15 protein-coding genes and 1 pseudogene are annotated in these 18,183 nt (G+C 37.9%); 7 read left to right on the top strand and 9 right to left on the bottom strand.

Features of this window, described 5'->3' with window-relative positions:
• Positions 1–29: 29 nt before the first annotated feature.
• The 6 genes and pseudogenes from ACTJKN_RS17895 to ACTJKN_RS17870 all read right to left on the bottom strand — a co-directional run bounded on the left by ACTJKN_RS17895 (position 30) and on the right by ACTJKN_RS17870 (position 4,907).
• Positions 30–803, bottom strand: a complete 774-nt coding sequence (locus ACTJKN_RS17895) for a peptidase domain-containing ABC transporter (RefSeq protein ID WP_440827162.1) — start codon at positions 801–803, stop codon at positions 30–32.
• Between the two features lie 138 nt (positions 804–941).
• Positions 942–2,219, bottom strand: a pseudogene (locus tag ACTJKN_RS17890) (peptidase domain-containing ABC transporter); the annotation flags it as partial.
• Positions 2,220–2,311: 92 nt separating this feature from the next.
• The gene (locus ACTJKN_RS17885; RefSeq protein ID WP_440827107.1) at positions 2,312–3,472 is read right to left on the bottom strand and encodes an HlyD family secretion protein; all 1,161 of its coding nucleotides are present in this window, start codon (positions 3,470–3,472) and stop codon (positions 2,312–2,314) included.
• Between the two features lie 396 nt (positions 3,473–3,868).
• Positions 3,869–4,018 carry a hypothetical protein gene (locus ACTJKN_RS17880; protein ID WP_157257953.1) on the bottom strand — a complete coding sequence of 50 codons (150 nt, stop codon included), beginning with the start codon at positions 4,016–4,018 and terminating at the stop codon, positions 3,869–3,871.
• A gap of 521 nt (positions 4,019–4,539) precedes the next feature.
• Entirely contained in the window at positions 4,540–4,710 is a 171-nt protein-coding gene (locus ACTJKN_RS17875; RefSeq protein ID WP_157257954.1) for a hypothetical protein, read from the bottom strand.
• A 23-nt stretch (positions 4,711–4,733) separates the two neighbouring features.
• Positions 4,734–4,907, bottom strand: a complete 174-nt coding sequence (locus ACTJKN_RS17870) for a hypothetical protein (RefSeq protein ID WP_440827105.1) — start codon at positions 4,905–4,907, stop codon at positions 4,734–4,736.
• Between the two features lie 292 nt (positions 4,908–5,199).
• On the opposite strand from ACTJKN_RS17870, the gene ACTJKN_RS17865 reads away from it, so the two are divergent.
• The 4 genes from ACTJKN_RS17865 (at position 5,200) to ACTJKN_RS17850 (ending at position 11,085) form a co-directional block, all read left to right on the top strand.
• The gene (locus ACTJKN_RS17865; protein WP_440827103.1) at positions 5,200–7,272 is read left to right on the top strand and encodes a S41 family peptidase; all 2,073 of its coding nucleotides are present in this window, start codon (positions 5,200–5,202) and stop codon (positions 7,270–7,272) included.
• A gap of 229 nt (positions 7,273–7,501) precedes the next feature.
• Positions 7,502–9,136: an L-glutamate gamma-semialdehyde dehydrogenase gene (pruA, locus tag ACTJKN_RS17860; protein ID WP_440827101.1), complete on the top strand. Its 1,635-nt coding sequence runs from the start codon at positions 7,502–7,504 to the stop codon at positions 9,134–9,136.
• Positions 9,137–9,203: 67 nt separating this feature from the next.
• Entirely contained in the window at positions 9,204–10,712 is a 1,509-nt protein-coding gene (locus ACTJKN_RS17855; protein ID WP_440827099.1) for a sulfatase family protein, read from the top strand.
• Between the two features lie 112 nt (positions 10,713–10,824).
• Positions 10,825–11,085, top strand: a complete 261-nt coding sequence (locus ACTJKN_RS17850; RefSeq protein ID WP_440827097.1) for a hypothetical protein — start codon at positions 10,825–10,827, stop codon at positions 11,083–11,085.
• Positions 11,086–11,149: 64 nt separating this feature from the next.
• Here the strand turns inward: ACTJKN_RS17850 and can are convergent, their stop codons facing one another.
• From can to ACTJKN_RS17835, 3 genes are all read right to left on the bottom strand, one after another.
• Positions 11,150–11,806 (bottom strand): carbonate dehydratase, encoded by a 657-nt coding sequence (can, locus tag ACTJKN_RS17845; RefSeq protein WP_426326018.1) that lies wholly within the window; start codon positions 11,804–11,806, stop codon positions 11,150–11,152.
• A 2-nt stretch (positions 11,807–11,808) separates the two neighbouring features.
• Complete coding sequence (locus tag ACTJKN_RS17840) at positions 11,809–13,416, bottom strand: SulP family inorganic anion transporter (RefSeq protein WP_440827095.1); 1,608 nt, start codon at positions 13,414–13,416, stop codon at positions 11,809–11,811.
• 150 nt (positions 13,417–13,566) lie between these two features.
• Positions 13,567–13,857 (bottom strand): hypothetical protein, encoded by a 291-nt coding sequence (locus ACTJKN_RS17835; protein ID WP_248291954.1) that lies wholly within the window; start codon positions 13,855–13,857, stop codon positions 13,567–13,569.
• Positions 13,858–14,756: 899 nt separating this feature from the next.
• On the opposite strand from ACTJKN_RS17835, the gene ACTJKN_RS17830 reads away from it, so the two are divergent.
• The 3 genes from ACTJKN_RS17830 (at position 14,757) to ACTJKN_RS17820 (ending at position 18,181) form a co-directional block, all read left to right on the top strand.
• Positions 14,757–16,298, top strand: coding sequence for an acyl-CoA carboxylase subunit beta (locus ACTJKN_RS17830; RefSeq protein ID WP_440827092.1), 1,542 nt, complete (start codon positions 14,757–14,759; stop codon positions 16,296–16,298).
• Positions 16,299–16,387: 89 nt separating this feature from the next.
• Positions 16,388–17,560 carry an MFS transporter gene (locus ACTJKN_RS17825; RefSeq protein WP_440827091.1) on the top strand — a complete coding sequence of 391 codons (1,173 nt, stop codon included), beginning with the start codon at positions 16,388–16,390 and terminating at the stop codon, positions 17,558–17,560.
• A gap of 18 nt (positions 17,561–17,578) precedes the next feature.
• Positions 17,579–18,181, top strand: a complete 603-nt coding sequence (locus ACTJKN_RS17820; RefSeq protein ID WP_440827089.1) for a hypothetical protein — start codon at positions 17,579–17,581, stop codon at positions 18,179–18,181.
• The last annotated feature ends 2 nt before the right edge of the window (positions 18,182–18,183 follow it).

Below are 18,183 nucleotides of genomic sequence, written 5' to 3'. Positions count from 1 at the left end.
ACTTACTAGCAAGGAGGCAAGAAAATTTGTCAACTCTTATAGAAAGAGGGTATCATCAAACTCGTTAAATCATCATCACCAAATTGTTGTTTCCATAAATTGGCGTAGTGTCCATTAGCAATCATCATTTCAGTATGACTCCCCTCTTCTACAACCTTTCCTTTATCCAATACAATAATCTGATCAGCTTTTCTCATCGTAGGTAACCGATGCGCGATGATGATGATTGTTTTCTTTTGCATCCTCAACAAATCTATCGTTCGCTGCACATACTGCTCAGAAGCCGAATCTAAAGAGGAAGTGGCTTCATCCAGAATTAAAATTTCAGGATTGCGGTAGAGTGCCCTTGCTATTGCAATCCTTTGTTTTTGTCCGCCCGATAAAGAGGCTCCGTTTTCACCTAAATAAGTCTGAAAACCTTCTGGCAGAGCTTCAATAAAATCGATAATTCCCAGTTGTGTACAAATACTAATAATCTGTTGCATATTTGGTTCATAATCGCCAATGGCAATGTTTTCGATTACATTTCCTGCAAAAAGGTCAATTTTTTGCGGCACAACGCTTAGTAAATTTCTTAAAGAGGCATTGTTCAAATACTTAAGCGCATGATTACCGATAAAAATATTGCCTGATTGTATTGGATAAATATTTTGAAGTAATGACATTAAGGTAGACTTCCCAGATCCACTCTCTCCTACAATTGCGGTAAAACTTCCAGCCTTAATTTTTAGGTTTAGATCTTCAAACACATTTACACGACTGCCATATCTAAAAGCTACATGTTCAAACCTGATATCGCCCATTAATTCTTTCGTAAGGAAAATGCTCGACGAATTTTGTTCAATCTCCAGGTCCATAATTTCGAACAAACGATCGGAGGCGATCATGGCATCCTGGATAGATTTATTTGCTCCAATTAATGAAGTCGCCGGACCAGTAAAATAACCAATAAGGGTATAGAAAGAAAATAATTCCCCAGGGGTAATTTCGCCATCTAAAACATAACCTGCACCCACCCAAAGCAAGATGATAGTAAGCATACGGGCAATAATCTCGGTAGATGTTCCTGAAAAAACTGAGTTTAATCCTGATTTATAAATTGTTCTGAGCAGGCCAATAAAATGAATTTCTGTTTTTTCGTTGGTAAACCTTTCAAGACCAAATCTTTTAATTGTGGCTACATTATTTAAGCCCTCAACCAATTGCGATTCCAACTCAGCCGATTCCTCCATCAACTTGCGCTGCATTTTCTTGTTCAGTTTATTGCTGATAAAATAAATCAATAAATACAATGGAATAACAGCCAACATCATTAAGGCCAGTTTCCAATAATAACTGAACATTAAAATAAAAGAGAATACAACAATAAAGCCGTTTACAACTAGGTTAATGGAAACATCGTTTATAAAAGCCCTTATTTTAACCGCATCGTTTACCCTTGAGATAATTTCGCCCACCCGCATCGTATCGAAAAACTGCTGAGGCAGTTTTAAGAGGTGTTTGTAGTAGCCCAATATTAATCGTGCATCTATCTGCTGCCCCGTGCGGATGGTAAAAATAGTTTTAGCCGTTCCAATAAATAATTGCAGCGCTAAAATGGCCACCATCATTAAGCTCATTAAATTAAGCAGGTTCCGATTACCTTCTACCAGAACATGGTCGGTTATTTTTTGCACAAAAACTGAGGTAGATAGTCCAAGTATGGTATAGATTAAAGCACCAAAAAGCGCCTGTGTTACAATACTTTTGTGCGGTTTAATCAGGTTCCAAAAACGGCTTCTGGTATCAACCTTTTCATTTCCCTGCTTAAAACCCTCATCAGGTAACAACAGAACCAATACGCCTGTCCATTCACTTGTAAATTCAGCAATAGTTTTGCGGTGTTTTTTCCCATCACCTGGGTCCATTACTTCAATGTATTTATCGGTTACTTTATAAATGGCTACATAATGCTGCTATTGCTTCTTTACCACCACATGCGCAATCGCTGGCAATGGAATTTTAGAAAGGCTATCTAAATTTCCCTTTACCCCTTTTGCTTCAAAACCCAGTTTGCTGGCCGCTTCTATCAAACCTAAAACATTGGTTCCTTTTTGATCGGTACTGGCCAATTGGCGGATGCGCGCAACAGGCATTTTTAATTTATAAAATGCAGCTATAGATGCCAAACAAGCAGCGCCACAATCGGTAATATCGCGTTGTTTTATTAGTGTAGACATTAGCAGGGAGATATTAGATTTGAGACTGGTGATGTGAGATTTGAAAGTTTTCGGATTTGGCCTTTAAGCTGTCGCCTTAAACCATACGCCTTTTACCCTACACCTTTTAACGGGTTTAACCAATCATCAACTTTATCGTAAAGCAATTGATACAAGTTTCGTTCTGCAATAGTAAAGTGTGCATTAAAGGTCATCCCCTTTTTTACCTGCCCTTTATAACCGTTTTTTAACTTTAAATAATCCTTGTCTAATTTACACTTCACTTTAAAATAAGGGCTTTGGTTAATCAATATAATATCGTCAGAAATGTCGGCTACTACACCGGCAAGCAGGCCCCATTGGTTATAGTTAAAAGCATCGATCTGAAACCTGACGGTTTGGCCAGCTTTAATTAAACCGATATCAGCAGGTTTAATATAACAGATGGCCAGCAAAGCACTATCAGGCGATATCTCGCCAATTTTCTGATTGGCGGTAATGAACGAACCCAATTGTAAACCTGATAGATTTTGCACCGTACCAGATACCCCGGCGTTTAAATGATATAATTTCTCCTGCTCGGTTAGCTGGATTTTCTGACCATCGAGATCTTTTAATTCTTTTCTATATTGATTAGATTCTGTTTGCCACTGTGTTTTGTACTTTTTAGCCACCAAATTAAAATCAGAAAGCGCCTGATCGTAATTAAATTTATATTGCTCATACTCTGATTCGGTAACAACCTTCTTACTATATAGTGTTTCATATCTTTTATAAATCTTGTAGGCCTGTTCGCGGGCATTTAAAGCGTTTTGAATCTGCTCCGCGTATTGTTGCCAACTTGCCGCATACAGGCCGGTTTGCAATGCAGGTTGCCCTGCATTGCTTAAGTCGACCAGTTTTAAAACGAGGAGCGCATCATTTAATAAATCTTTTAATTCACGTGAGCGATTATTCAAAATCACATTTTGTGTTTCAGGTATAGTAGGGTCAATATTTAAAAGGAGTTGTCCTTTTTTTATTTTTTTGTTATCCGTTAAATTAATCAGGGTAATTTTCCCTGCCACAGGTGCCAGTAGTTCAGTTCTTTCGATATTACTCCGCAAAGAACCATTGCCCTTAACGCTTACTGTTGTATAAACAAAAGGTAAGGCAGCTAAAGCCACAAGAATGAATAGAATTGTGGCAGAATAAATAATTTGTGTACGTACCTTGGTATGGTGTAAAAAAATGATAGAATTATCTTCAAAATTGGCGTCTTCTATAAAAGGCATAATCATCAATCGGCTTGCTTAAGGCCAAGTTTGTAATTATTAATTTATGCCACAAAAAAGATACACGAAAAGGCGGATTGTAGGGATGAAACGCTGAATTAGCTGAGTTGTTTTAGGATATTTGCAACGAAGACACAGATCTATTAAAATTTAATATTAGGCTTGTGCATTTCAGGAGTTAAGGCCTCATAATTTCTATCGACCAAGTACTCTTCTAATTGTAAATACTGGAGGTATAAAAAAGTATTGCTAATGCTTATTGGTGGCTAATATAGTATACCGCCTTACCAACAAAATAACCACCTAAATAAGTTACTCCAATAACGCAAAAGCCAGAAATAAAGATCTAGAGATTGTTTTCATAGCAATTTCAGATTAAATTTTTAATTAAAATTGTTAAGGCAATAAAATACCGAAATCTTTAACGCCTTGTATTACTCCGTTTATAAAATATGTTCTCTGATCAAAAAGATAGATACATACCAAAATGGCAATAAATAAGATATTTACCATTTTTTGATTTTTTTTGATGGCTGTTTTTTCCATGGTTAAAGTTTGATTTTAATACTTAATTAATTTTGAAATTAAGACAAATTTGATAGAAAAAATATATATACGTCAGACTCTTCATTAATAACCAGATATTAATAATAACATAATCATCGCATTGATTATAGATTCACAATTACACTTAGAGTTGATATGAAATTACCTATACGTATTATTTAAATAGTCATCCTAAACTTAGGGAAGACAATATTGGTAGGACTGTTTTAGTAAGGAAGGAGATTCTGAAATTTTTAATGGGTAAAATAGAAAAAGGCCCGCCCCAATAGCTCAGCTGTTGCAAGTGAAAATAATAGTACACCAAATATTACCAATAAAATATTGATTAATGATAGCCCTTTAGTACTGGCATTACCAGTAACTAATGAAACAGATGGCACAAGTAGTAGAATTGCTGAAAGTATAAATAAAAAAACCATAATAATACTGAGATAATATTTAAATATAAAATAAACTAACCGTTTTATCAATATTTGATAAAACGGTTGCAAATTAAAATTTTATTTTTCATGCTTACCGCCTGAAGCATCATGCCAACCAGCATAGCAGGCAATTCCAGCAAGACCGAATATCAATAACCATTCTTTACAGCCACCATTAGTAGCCGTCAATTCATCATTTGTCAGCTCTGATAGATTATCATTGGTGATAATATTATTAATTTTTTTCATCTTCTATAAATTTATTTTAATTATTAATGTGTTGAATGATACCAAGCTTTACCTATATAATACCCTGCAGCCATACCAGCAGCTCCCATTGCAATTCCAATTGCACCAAGAACAATAGGGTTACCTCCATCTATCATCTTCATTTCCTTAGCATCCATTTCCTGAATACCAAAGCTTTCTAATTTTAAGTTTTTCATTTCGTTTAATTTAAATTTTTATTCCTTACTCATTTAAGGCTTTTCAGATTCCGCCTACGTCGGCCTAACATGAAACAATTATTGGATATTAAATTTCTATCAAAAAAAAAGATACACTAAAAGCCTTTTTATAAGGACAAAAAGAGATAATAACATCAGAAATTGTCGATATCAAATCCAACTGGCGACAATCAGATCTTACATTAACCCACATAGAAGATAAGACATATATGTATTTTAAAATAGTTTGTCCTTTAAGTATAAATATCGACTATAATTGTAATTGAAAACTATGAAAAAAATTATCTTCTATTTATTGCTTTTATTTCCATTTTACAATTTACAAGCCCAGAACTGCAATTGCGGTGATAACTTTTCTTTTATGGTGCAGCATATTAAGAAAAATTATGTAGGCTATGCCGATAAAATTAATCAGAAAACACAGAAACGATTTGAATACCTTACCGATAGCCTGCAAAAAGTCGCACACAATACAGGTAGTAATAAATGCATAGCTGTATGTAGAGAATGGCTTGGTTTTTTTAAGGACGGGCATATGAACATATCCTTTAACGAAAGTAGCCCGAAGGACGAAATCCGGGATTTTTTTTCAAAAGAAGAAAAAACGATTTGGAATGAAGAAAAACTAAAAAGCCACCTCGCGATGCATAAAGGTCAAACAGATAGTATTGAGGGAATATGGACTAACGTATCCAATACGACAAAACTTGGTATTGTTAGAGATAGTTTAAACCACAATGAGTTTATAGGTTTTATGATTAAGTACAATACTGCGATGTGGGCGGTACAACAGGTTAAATTTAGAGCTAAAAAGACAAAAGGCATTTATACATTCACCTCTTTTCTGGCCAGAGATCATTCACCTTACCCTGCCAGGGTTTCGCTAAACAAAGATACGATGGATCTCAAAGAGATTGGAAAATTTTACAAAAATGATTTACCAAAAAATACATCATACAGTTCACTCAACCCCAAATTTAAAAAGCTAGATGATAAAACCGCTTTGATAACAATCCCTAGTTTTTATCTCGATTATAAAAATGAAACAGATAGTTTGATGATTAAAAATGCCTCGATACTAGAAAACACTGAGCATTTTATCATCGATTTAAGGAATAACCGAGGTGGTGCTGTTGGCGCATTTGAAAAAATATTGCCTTATCTATACACTAATCCTATTTTTTCGGAAAAAGGCCAAATTTTAGCTACTGATGATAATATTAAAGATGGCTATGAAAAACCATTGCCTGATCTTCCGGAAGATTTACAGGAATATTTCAAAAAAATCATAAGCAAATTAAAAGCACATCGCGGTGAACTATATTTAGCTTACCCGGCTGACACCATTAAATACGATAAGATATTTAAAAAACCATCCCGTGTTTCTGTCTTAATGAACGATGGATCGGCAAGTGCCTCCGAATTATTTATTTTACAGGCCAAACAGAGCAAAAAGGTGAAACTATTTGGCACAAATAGTTCCGGATCGGTTAATTATGTAGAGAGTGTAACAACCCAAATGCCCTGTAATTTCTTCAATTTAATTTACCCTGCAGCCCGATTAATGCGCGCTTCCAATGATGGAACCGATTTAGGGATTAAACCCGATGTAGAAATACCTGCCGATACCGCCGATTGGATTGACTACGTAAAGAAGTATAAAACTAAACAACATTACCTAAAATCTGTTGCTGCAATACGGATCGCTGCAACATTTACCAATCCGATTGATGCCCTAAGTTTTTTAAGCAGCAACCCGGTAGATCTCATTTTTTTAGATATTCATATGCCAGAGATATCGGGCATTGATTTCATCCAAACGATGAACAACAAAGACGCACAGGTGATACTTACTACTGCCTATAAAGAGTTTGCCACTGCCGGTTTTGATCTTGATGTGGTTGATTATTTAGTTAAACCTATCCCCCTGCCCCGTTTTTTACAAGCAATAAATAAGGCTCAAAAGATCATTAACACTAAAAAAATTCAGACCCCATTGAACCAGCAGGATGATGATTATTTTATGGTTAAAACAGAGGCTAAAGGTAAGATGCTGAAAATTAATATTGCCGAAATTGATTTTGTTGAAGGCATGAAAAATTATATTGCTTTCCACCATAATGGGATTAGAACGCTTGCGCTGCTAAGCATGAAAGATGTGGAGGAAAGATTGCCCAAAGCGCAATTTGTACGTGTGCAGAAATCGTTTATAGTGGCACTTAATAAAATCACCTCCATTGATGGAAACAGAATTATTTTAAAAGGTATTTCTGCAGAAATATTGATAGGAGAAACTTATCGTAAAGATTTTTTAGACATGATGAAGCAAAAGCTTCTTTTGTAACCAGTGTTGCCAACTTTCTTGCCGCCATTTAAGTAAAGTTGTCATCTCTTCTTATCCAATACCCACATTTTAACCACAACTTCTTTAAAATTACCTGCTCATCTGCTTCAGCCTCCAGACTTCTGTCTCTGACTATTCCAGTCAAACGTTTGCTTTATTTTCTTTACAGAATAATAGAATTGCCTACCCCAAAAAGCGTTATCTTTGTCCAAATCATAAAAAATAAAATATGCTTAAAGGATTTTTTAACGTACCCACTCCGGTAAACGAACCTATATTAAATTATGGCCCAGGCAGTAAAGAACGTGCACTTTTAAAAGAAGCACTTGCAGAGGCCCGCTCACACCAACAAGACATTCCGATGTATATTGGCGGCAAACAAGTTCATACCCAAAAAAAGGGGAAAGTTGTTCCACCGCACGATCACCAACATATTTTAGCTCAATTCAGCATTGGCGACAAAACTCATATTACACAAGCTATTGATGCTGCTTTAGCGGCAAAAGAAGATTGGGAAAACCTGGCTTGGGAACACCGTGCTGCAATTTTCTTAAAAGCTGCTGACCTAATTGCAGGTAAATATCGCTATAAATTAAATGCCGCAACCATGTTAGGCCAAAGCAAAAATGCTTACCAGGCTGAAATTGATGCTGCATGTGAGCTTATCGATTTCTTACGTTTTAACGTAAGCTACATGGTAGATATTTACAAACAACAACCTCCTGTTTCTCCTCGTGGAAGCTGGAACCGTGTTGAACAACGCCCATTAGAAGGCTTTGTTTTCGCCCTTACTCCTTTCAACTTTACGGCAATTGCTGCTAATTTACCAGCATCGGCAGCAATGATGGGTAATGTTGTGGTTTGGAAACCCGCTGATACTCAAGTTTACGCTGCTAACCTTTTAATGGAAATTTTCCGTGAAGCAGGTGTACCCGATGGCGTTATTAATTTAGTATATGCTGATGGCCCTGAAACGGGTGAAGTGATTTTTAACCATCCTGATTTTGCAGGCATCCACTTTACGGGCTCAACAAAAGTTTTTCAGGAAATCTGGAAAACAATTGGAACAAACATCCACAAATACAAATCGTATCCACGTATTGTTGGCGAAACCGGCGGTAAGGATTTTATCCTGGTTCATCCATCTGCACAAACAAAAGCAGCAAGTACGGCAATTGTTCGTGGTGCTTTCGAATACCAGGGACAAAAATGTTCAGCTGCTAGTCGTGTTTATATTGCAGAAAGCCTTTGGCCAGAAATTAAAGAGCAGATGTTAACTGATCTTGCCAGCTTTAAAATGGGCGGAACAGAAGATTTTGGCAACTTTATTAATGCCGTTATCGATGAGCGTTCTTTTGATAAATTAGCAAAATATATCGATCAGGCTAAAAAAGATAAAGGTGTAGAAATTATCGCTGGTGGTAACTACGATAAGCGTAAAGGTTATTTCATTGAACCAACTGTTTTAGTGGTTGATGATCCGAAATATACAACCATGTGCGAAGAGTTGTTCGGCCCTGTTTTAAGTGTATATGTTTATGCAGATAAAGACTTCGACCAGATTTTAGAAGTAATCGATACTACCTCGCCTTATGCCTTAACTGGTGCTTTAATAGCACAAGATAGGTATGCAATTGAAAAAGCAAGTCATGCGCTACGCAATTCGGCCGGCAACTTTTACATCAATGATAAGTGTACAGGCGCTGTTGTAGGTCAACAGCCGTTTGGCGGCGCAAGAGGCTCTGGTACAAATGATAAAGCAGGCTCGATGATCAATTTATTGCGTTGGGTTTCTCCTCGTACCATTAAAGAGGTTTTCGAATCGCCAACTGATTACCGTTACCCATTCTTAGCGGAAGATTAATATTAAACATAAGGCCAAGCATCATTGTTTGGCCTTTTTTATGCCTAACCGAATGCCCTTTCTAACCATGAACCACAAATTTTTATTACTCCTCATTATTGGCCTCGCCAGCTTTAACTTTTACGCCACAGCACAAAAGAAACCCAATGTAATTATCATCTATGCAGACGATTTGGGTTATGGCGACCTCAGCTGTTACGGCGCAACGAAAATAAAAACCCCAAATATTGATGCATTGGCAAAACAAGGGCTGCGGTTTACCAATGGTCACGCAACCGCATCTACCTGTACGCCTTCGCGCTATTCTTTAATGACGGGAAGATATGCATGGCGTAAAAAAGGAACAGGTGTTTTGCCAGGCGATGCGGCATTGATTATCCCAACTGATAATAGTTCCTTACCATCAATTTTTCAGCAAGCTGGTTATAAAACAGGCCTTGTTGGCAAATGGCACTTAGGTTTGGGCAATGCAGTAGAAAAAGACTGGAACAAAGAAGTAAAGCCTGGGCCAAAAGAAGTTGGTTTTGATTATTCCTTTATTTTCCCGGCTACTGCCGATAGGGTGCCAACAGTTTTTATGGAAAATCAATTCGTTGTAGGTTTAGATCCTAAAGATCCGATTACAGTGGATTATAAAAGTCCGGTTGGTACTGATCCAACAGGAAAAGACCATCCGGAACTGTTAAAAATGCCTGCTGAAGTTAATCATGGGCACAACCAGACTATTGTAAATGGCATTGGCCGCATTGGTTATATGCAGGGAGGCAAACTTGCCCGCTGGACTGATGAGGAAATTCCATTTACCTTTTTAACCAAAGCGAAGAGCTTTATCGAAGATCATAAACAAGAGCCATTTTTCCTGTATTATGCCTTAACCGAACCGCATGTACCACGTTTATCTTCCACCATGTTTAAAGGGAAAAGTGAATTGGGTAATCGTGGTGATGTAATTTTACAACTCGATTGGGCGGTTGGCGAAATAACAAAACAACTAAAATACCTGGGTATTGATAAAAATACGATGATCATTTTCAGTAGCGACAACGGTCCTGTAATTATGGACGGCTATGAAGATCAGGGTTTCGAAAAATTAAACGGCCACACACCTGCAGGTAGTTTACGCGGAGGCAAATACAGCATTTTAGAAGGTGGTACACGTGAACCTTTTATTATTTCGTGGCCGGCAAAAATCAAACCGGGCGTTTCTGGAGCCTTAGTTTCACAGATTGATTTCTTAGCCTCCTTTGCCAGCTTTTTCAATGTAGAAAGCAAAAACGCAATTGACAGTAAAAATGTGTGGGATGCTTTTACCGGAAAAGACAAAAAAGGTCGTGATTTCTTCGTTGAACAGAGTAATCAACTGGCAATTGTTAAAGATAACTGGAAATATATCAGACCATCAAAAGGAGAAGCTTTTTATAAGCTTACCCATACCGATAGTGGAAATCTGCCTACGGCGCAATTGTATAACCTAAATGATGATTTGGGCGAAAAGAACAACCTTGCACTAAAATATCCGGAAAAGGTGAAAGAATTGGAAACTTTATTAAGTACCGAAGAAGCGAAAACTAAATAAAACAGATCGGTTGGTCGATTTCCCCTGACCAACTCGATTTATACAACACTTGTTTAAAGATGTAAAACCAATCTTCTTTTATGCTGTTTTATATAAATAGCTTTAGAAGATCATGGAAAACACAAAAGATAACAACAAAAATCTGGGCAATAAAAATGCTGATAACGGCGCCGATAAAACTAACATGCCCGATCAGCAGGTGCCGCGCCATCGGAGCAACGATAACGAAAAGAAAAATAGTGTTGAAACTGAAGCGGGTAACCTCGGCAGAGATTTCGGAATGGGCGATTTTGGTTCGGAAGAAGCAAGAACAGATGCAGAAAAAGGCAATAAGGGGGAAGCAGGAAATATGCCCAATACCACCGAAAAATAAAAGCCCCCGATGTAAAATCGGGAGCTTTTCCTAACAACTAAAAAATAGCACTTATTATGGTGCTTTATCCTACTTTAAACGCAGGGGCAACATCATCAAGACAAGTACAGGTTACTTTTAAGTCTTTGATGATTCCTGTTTTTAAACTATAAACCCAGGCATGTACCGCTAACTCCTGGCCATTGGCCCAGGCGCTTTGTACAATTGATGTATTGGTTACATTGGCAGCGCCTTCAATGGCATTTAATTCAACTAAGCGGTCAAAACGCTGATCAGGATCTTTGATTGTCGCCATTTCACGTTCGTGCGTACGGTATACATCGCGGATATTTCTCAACCAGTTATCAATAATTCCAACCTGTTTATTGCCTAATGCAGCTTTCACACCACCGCAGCCATAATGGCCACAAACAATAACATGTTTTACCTTTAATACATTAATGGAATAATCTAATACTGAAAGTAAATTCATATCAGTATGCACCACCACATTGGCGATGTTTCTATGTACAAAAATATCTCCAGGTCTGGTGTTGGTAATCTGGTTTGCAGGCACACGGCTATCAGAGCAACCAATCCACAATACCGGTGGGCTCTGGCCTTCAGACAGTTTATCAAAAAAGGCAGGATCACTGTCAATTGTATCTTTAACCCAGTCCTTATTACCTTGTAACAGGCTATCGTATGTTATATCCTTCGTATCTATTGTTTTTGCGCACATAATTATGACTTATTAATATCTTCTTCTACTGTTATATTTAATTTTGGTACTGTATAATGTTTTTGGATATTCTCCAATGTGACGATAATACCCTTGGTGTAGGCATTATGTTTGTAATTATAAATCGTTTCCAATACATCAGGATCGATATACCTGGCATTCGAACCATCAATAATTACATCTGTTTCTTTAGGAATATTCGTTAAAACTACTTGTATTGCTGCTTTGTTCAAAAAAGAAACCTCTTCTGCCAGTTTAATCCTGATATGCTTTTTATCGCCTTCATTTGTAATTCTGTAAAAGAACGGGTTACGCATATTGGTACGGAGTAAATAGAAAATAGAAACCAACATACCAACAGCCACACCTTTTAGCAGATCGGTAAATAAAACTGCAAGCACCGTAACTACAAATGGTACAAACTGGTCCCATCCTTTATGGTACATGTGTTTAAATAAACTAACACGGGTTAGTTTATATCCTGTTACCAGAAGGATCGCAGCCAAACACGATAACGGAATCATGTTAATTACTCCTGGAATAAACAAAAGTGAAAGTAATAACCAACAACCATGAAAAATAGCTGACATTTTGGTCCTGGCACCAGCATTAACATTTGCCGAACTACGAACAATTACCGACGTCATAGGTAAGCCACCAACCATACCACTGGTGATGTTGCCTAAACCCTGGGCGATTAATTCTCTATTTGTTGGCGATACACGTTTAATCGGATCTATTTTATCTACTGCTTCTATGCTTAATAGCGTTTCTAAACTTGCTACAACAGCAATAGTTGCAGCTGTAATATAAACATTTTTATTAGCCAACTGAGAAAAATCGGGCATGGTAAACAGGCCTAAAAATTCGCCAAAACCACTTACTACCGGAATTTTCACCATCTGATCAGCACGTAGTGGATGATCTGTACCAGCAAAAAGTATAGTTCCAAGAACCCCAAGTGTTACCACCAATAATGGTGCAGGTACAACCGCTAATTTTGGAAATTTAGGCCAAATAATCAGAATAGCTATCGATAATAAACTGATAACCACCGCAGCCAAACTAAAATGGCTTACCGCTGCTGTAATCGCAGAAAAAGTGTTTTCGTGATCTTGCTGAAAGAATCCTTCGTCGCCACTAAAATCGGTATCAACACCCAACGCATGTGGCAACTGTTTTAAAATCAAAATCAGTCCGATTGCTGCAAGCATCCCTTCAATTACACTCGAAGGGAAGTAATTACCAATGGTTCCAGCTTTAACCAGGCCTAAAATCATTTGTAAAACACCAGCCAGTACAACTGCAAGTAAAAAGGTTTGATAACTCCCCAAAGAGGTTATGGCACCCAAAACAATAACGGTTAAACCCGCTGCAGGGCCACTAACACTCAATTGCGATCCACTGAAAGAGGCAACCACTACCCCTCCAATAATACCAGTGATTAAACCAGCAAATAGTGGTGCACCTGAGGCTAGTGCAATACCTAAACACAATGGCAAAGCCACCAAAAACACTACAATACTTGCAGGTAAATCTTTCTTTAAATTCTTTTTAAGAATATATTTCTTCACGTCCGAACCTGAAAAGGCCGGGTTAAACTTTTGCATAACGATATAATTATCTAGTAAATTTTAACGAATAAATCGCGGGGGAATCTTAAAAGCGACCAAGGAACAGCATATCGTATAAATATATAAACACAACATACCTGCTCAAATCACTGATTGCACATAATAAGGTTACCCCAATAAAAAAGACTAGATAAAGTTAGGTGGCGGTGTTGGCACCGTAGGGTGATATGGATCTACATATCTTTTGAAATGTTCGATAAAACTGCTCTTCAGAAAGAAGTGACTTGAAGAGAATTCGTAAGAAAAGATAGGATGATTAAGTTCAACGAGTTTGAAATCGGTAAATTTTGCAGTGTCTTTGGCGGTATCTTTTCCGCCCTCATGCTCTAACTCGATTTGCATGATTACAGCGTTCATGATTTCCTTGTCAATACTCGTACAAAATACCGGCGCACCAGATATACCCATCTTCGCCATGAAGATAAACATGAATGAGGCAACGATTAAATACTTGTATTTTCTTAAAAACATCTAAAATCCTAATGTTGTTTTAATACTAACGGTTACAAAAATAAACGGATAATTGGTTTTTCAATGCTTTAAGCTGTAAAAAAAATGTAATATAACAGATAGGCGATTGCATTCGACATAAAAAGCTTACTGTTCAAAGATTTTGAAAACACCTTGGTTCCATTATAAAATTAAAGTAACCGGGGCCAAAAATGATATTGCCTCAGTTTGGCTTAGTTAACAAAAACCTGTTCCAAATAGCACAATTTTTACCTGTAAACGGATGAAAGGCTTGGGTTTCTTGCACTAGCCTTAGTGAAATAAACCCGATTGTCGGGAAGAGCTTCCGATTCTTCATCGGAACTCGCACCAAAAAGCGGGGCCTGACCTGCCAAAAGCCCAGAACCAACCGTTTCCTATTAAATATTATTATTTTTTATTTGGAAATGAAAGGTTAGTATTTCATAGCTGCTGTAGCCCCGCCATTCGCTAATTCCGATGAAGAATCGGAACCGCTGCTGTCGGGTTTAGTTAACAGCGGTTTGTTTTCCAAGCACCGGTCTAAGTTAAATAAACCCGATTGGCGGGAAGAGCTTCCGATCCTTCACCGGGACTCGCACCAAAAAGCGGGACCTAATCTGTATAATCTTTAGATATTCTTACATTTTATCGTCACCCTGAATTTATTTCAGGGTCTTAATGGGCAGAAAGATGCTGATCCCGAATATTTGGGACAGCATGACGATCGCGACGCTAACCGCCATCTGCTTTACTCAACATCGCCTGTCGGGCTGAGATAAAATAACACCTCGCTTATCTTGCATTACCGCTAGTAATTTTTAATTTTAAAATCTCATAGCATTGCAATGGACAAAAAAATAGCATTACTTAAAGATAAAATTAACCAGGCAAACCTTGGCGGTGGGCAGGCCCGAATTGATAGTCAGCATAAAAAAGGTAAACTTACAGCCCGCGAGCGCATTCATTTTTTAATGGATGAAGGGAGCTTTGAAGAAATTGGCATGATGGTTACGCACCGAAGTACCGACTTTGGGATGGAACGTGAAAAATATCTTGGCGATGGTGTAGTAACGGGCTATGGAACAATTAGTGGCAGGTTAACTTATGTATTCTCTCAGGATTTCACCGTTTTTGGAGGCTCACTCTCCGAAACCCATGCAGAGAAAATTTGCAAGCTTATGGATATGGCCATGAAAAATGGCGCACCACTGATCGGTTTAAATGATAGTGGTGGTGCCCGTATTCAGGAAGGAGTTGTTTCTCTGGGCGGCTATGCCGATATCTTTTATAAAAACGTACAGGCTTCAGGCGTAATTCCGCAGCTATCGGCCATTATGGGGCCATGTGCAGGTGGAGCTGTTTATTCGCCAGCCATTACTGATTTTATTTTAATGGTAGAAAATACTTCTTATATGTTCGTTACAGGCCCGAATGTGGTTAAAACGGTAACGCATGAAGAAGTAACCTCAGAAGAATTAGGAGGTGCCAGTACACATGCTACAAAATCGGGCGTTACCCATTTTGCCTGTGCCAATGAAATTGAGGCTATTAACCATGTAAAAAAACTATTGAGCTATATGCCGCAAAACTGTGAGGAAATAGCCGATCATTTACCTTATGAAACAGCTGATGAAAGCCGACCAGAATTAAATACTTTTATGCCAGAAAATGCTTCGCAGCCTTATGATATACGTGACGTAATTTCTGTCGTGGCCGATGCTGACAGCTTTTTAGAGGTGCATGCAGCGTATGCTGAAAATATTGTGGTAGGCTTTGCCCGCCTTGCAGGAAGAAGTATCGGTGTTGTGGCCAATCAACCCGCTTATTTGGCAGGCGTTTTAGATAGCAATTCTTCTACCAAGGCAGCACGTTTTGTCCGCTTTTGTGATTGCTTTAATATTCCATTATTGGTATTTGAAGATGTGCCGGGTTTTTTACCAGGTACAGATCAAGAGTGGAATGGCATTATCACCAATGGTGCAAAATTATTATACGCTTTTAGCGAGGCTACTGTACCACGCATTACTGTAATTACCAGGAAGGCTTATGGTGGCGCTTATGATGTGATGAACAGCAAACATATTGGTGCAGATATGAACTACGCCTGGCCAAGTGCAGAAATTGCTGTAATGGGTGCTAAAGGTGCTGCAGAAATTATTTTTAAAAGAGAAATTACCTCAGCAGAACACCCTGAAGAAAAATGGCTGGAGAAAGAAAAATTATATTCAGATACCTTTGCCAACCCATATCGCGCGGCCGAACGCGGCTTTGTTGATGAGGTGATTGAACCAGCCCAAACCCGCGCAAAGTTGATAAAAGCCTTTAAGATGTTGGAAAATAAGGTGGTGAATAATCCAAGAAAGAAACATGGAAATATACCTTTGTAGAAAATAATCCCAGTCATTGGTCCATAGTAAGGTTTCCATCAATCCAGACTATTGAGACTCATGACTGAGGACTTCCGACTTAAGACTAAATGCAGATTACTCAGAAATTATCACGCGCCGATATCCTCCTCATGGCTTTTTGCACAGGCCTGATTGTTGCAAATATTTACTATTGCCAACCTTTGGTAATCTTAATTGCAAAGGATTTCAACCTCACCGAAACCGATGCCGGACGGATTACCTACCTCACGCAGATCGGTTATGCTTTAGGACTTTTCCTTTTAGTGCCGCTGGGTGATATGTTTGAGCGCAAAAAACAGATCCTCATCATTACCGGACTTGCAATCTTCGCCTTATTGGTTGCCGCGGTTTCACATACTTTTTTTGTACTGGAAGTTGCCTCAATTTTAATTGGCACCTGTTCTATTGTACCCCAATTGATTTTGCCTTTAGCGGCTAATTTAAGTACCGATGAAAATCGTGGGGCCAATATTGGCATGATTATGAGTGGTTTGCTGGTTGGAATTTTGGCATCGAGGGCAGTAAGTGGCAGTATTGGCTTTTGGTTAGGCTGGAGAGCAGTTTATTATATTGCGGCAGGAATTTGCGGCCTGCTTATTTTTTTAATGGCCAAACGTTTTCCACAAAGTTATCCTGCTTTTAAAGGCACCTATAAAGAACTCATGCGTTCGATGTTCAGTTACATTAAAACCCAACCTGCCTTAAGGGAGACTTCGATTATTAACTTTCTGGCTTTCGCCATTATTAGTGCATTTTGGACTACCATGGTATTGTTTCTGGCTAACCCACCCTTTAATTTCCAAACCCTGCAGATTGGGTTATTTGGAATTGCTGGCGCAGCAGGCGCACTGGCAGCACCATTGGTTGGAAAGTTAAGCGATGGTAACAATCCACGCAAAAACTTAATGATTGGTTTTATATTACAAATCGTTAGTATCGCTTTGTTTTATTTTACTGGTAGCCATTTGTACCTATTTGTAATTGGCATTGTGCTTATAGATATCGGTCAGCAAGCCATACATGTAACCAACCAGACCCGAATTTACACCTTAATACCAGAGGCTAGAAACAGACTAAACACCATTTTTATGTCGGTTAGTTTTATTGGTGCCAGCTGTGGCTCAGCTTTGGGTTTGTGGCTTTGGGACCAAGGCGGATGGGCGTTATTCTGTTATGGAATGACGGGAATAATTGTACTTAATATCTTAATTTATCAGTTCTACGGAAGAAAAAACAAATAACTAATCAATAAAAATTTCATGAAATCTAAAAACGCAATCAAAACATTTTCGGCTTTACTTATTTGCCTTGCCATTTTTGGTAAAGCAAAAGCTCAAGACAGTACAAAAGTAGAACAGCCAACCGAAGTAAAATCATTAAATAAAATAAGGCTGAACCTCTTGTCGTTGCATTATGAAAGAGAACAAAAGATAGGAAAACTAACTACAGCCTACGTAGGTGCGGGTGTAGCAGGAACCTTTTTGTTAGAATATAATTACAATTATAACAGTGGAAGTGATACTAAAACCTATTTTGATCTTTCACCAAATATGTATGCCGGAATCAGGAAATACTACAATTTTGAAAACAGAATAAAAAAAGGTAAAAAAACCATTAATAACGCGGCTAATTATTTTGGTCTCGATGTAGCTACATATTTTTCTCCCTTGCTTAAAGAAGGAAACATTAATCAATATAATGTGATAGATTTTGAAATCGGAATCACCCCTCAATGGGGCATCCAACGTAGTATCGGCAAAAAAACAAATTTCGAACTTTCATTGGGTCCAAATATGCGTATCAATAAATATCAAACCTATTTTGGCATTGATGGCAGAATAGGCTTTAGCTTTTTATTGTAATT

This window comes from Pedobacter sp. 22163 (genome assembly GCF_052045595.1).
In the GTDB taxonomy this organism is placed as follows: Bacteria; Bacteroidota; Bacteroidia; order Sphingobacteriales; family Sphingobacteriaceae; genus Pedobacter.
The sequence above is the reverse complement of the archived record's forward strand: the minus strand, read 5'-3'. Positions and strand labels throughout refer to the sequence as shown.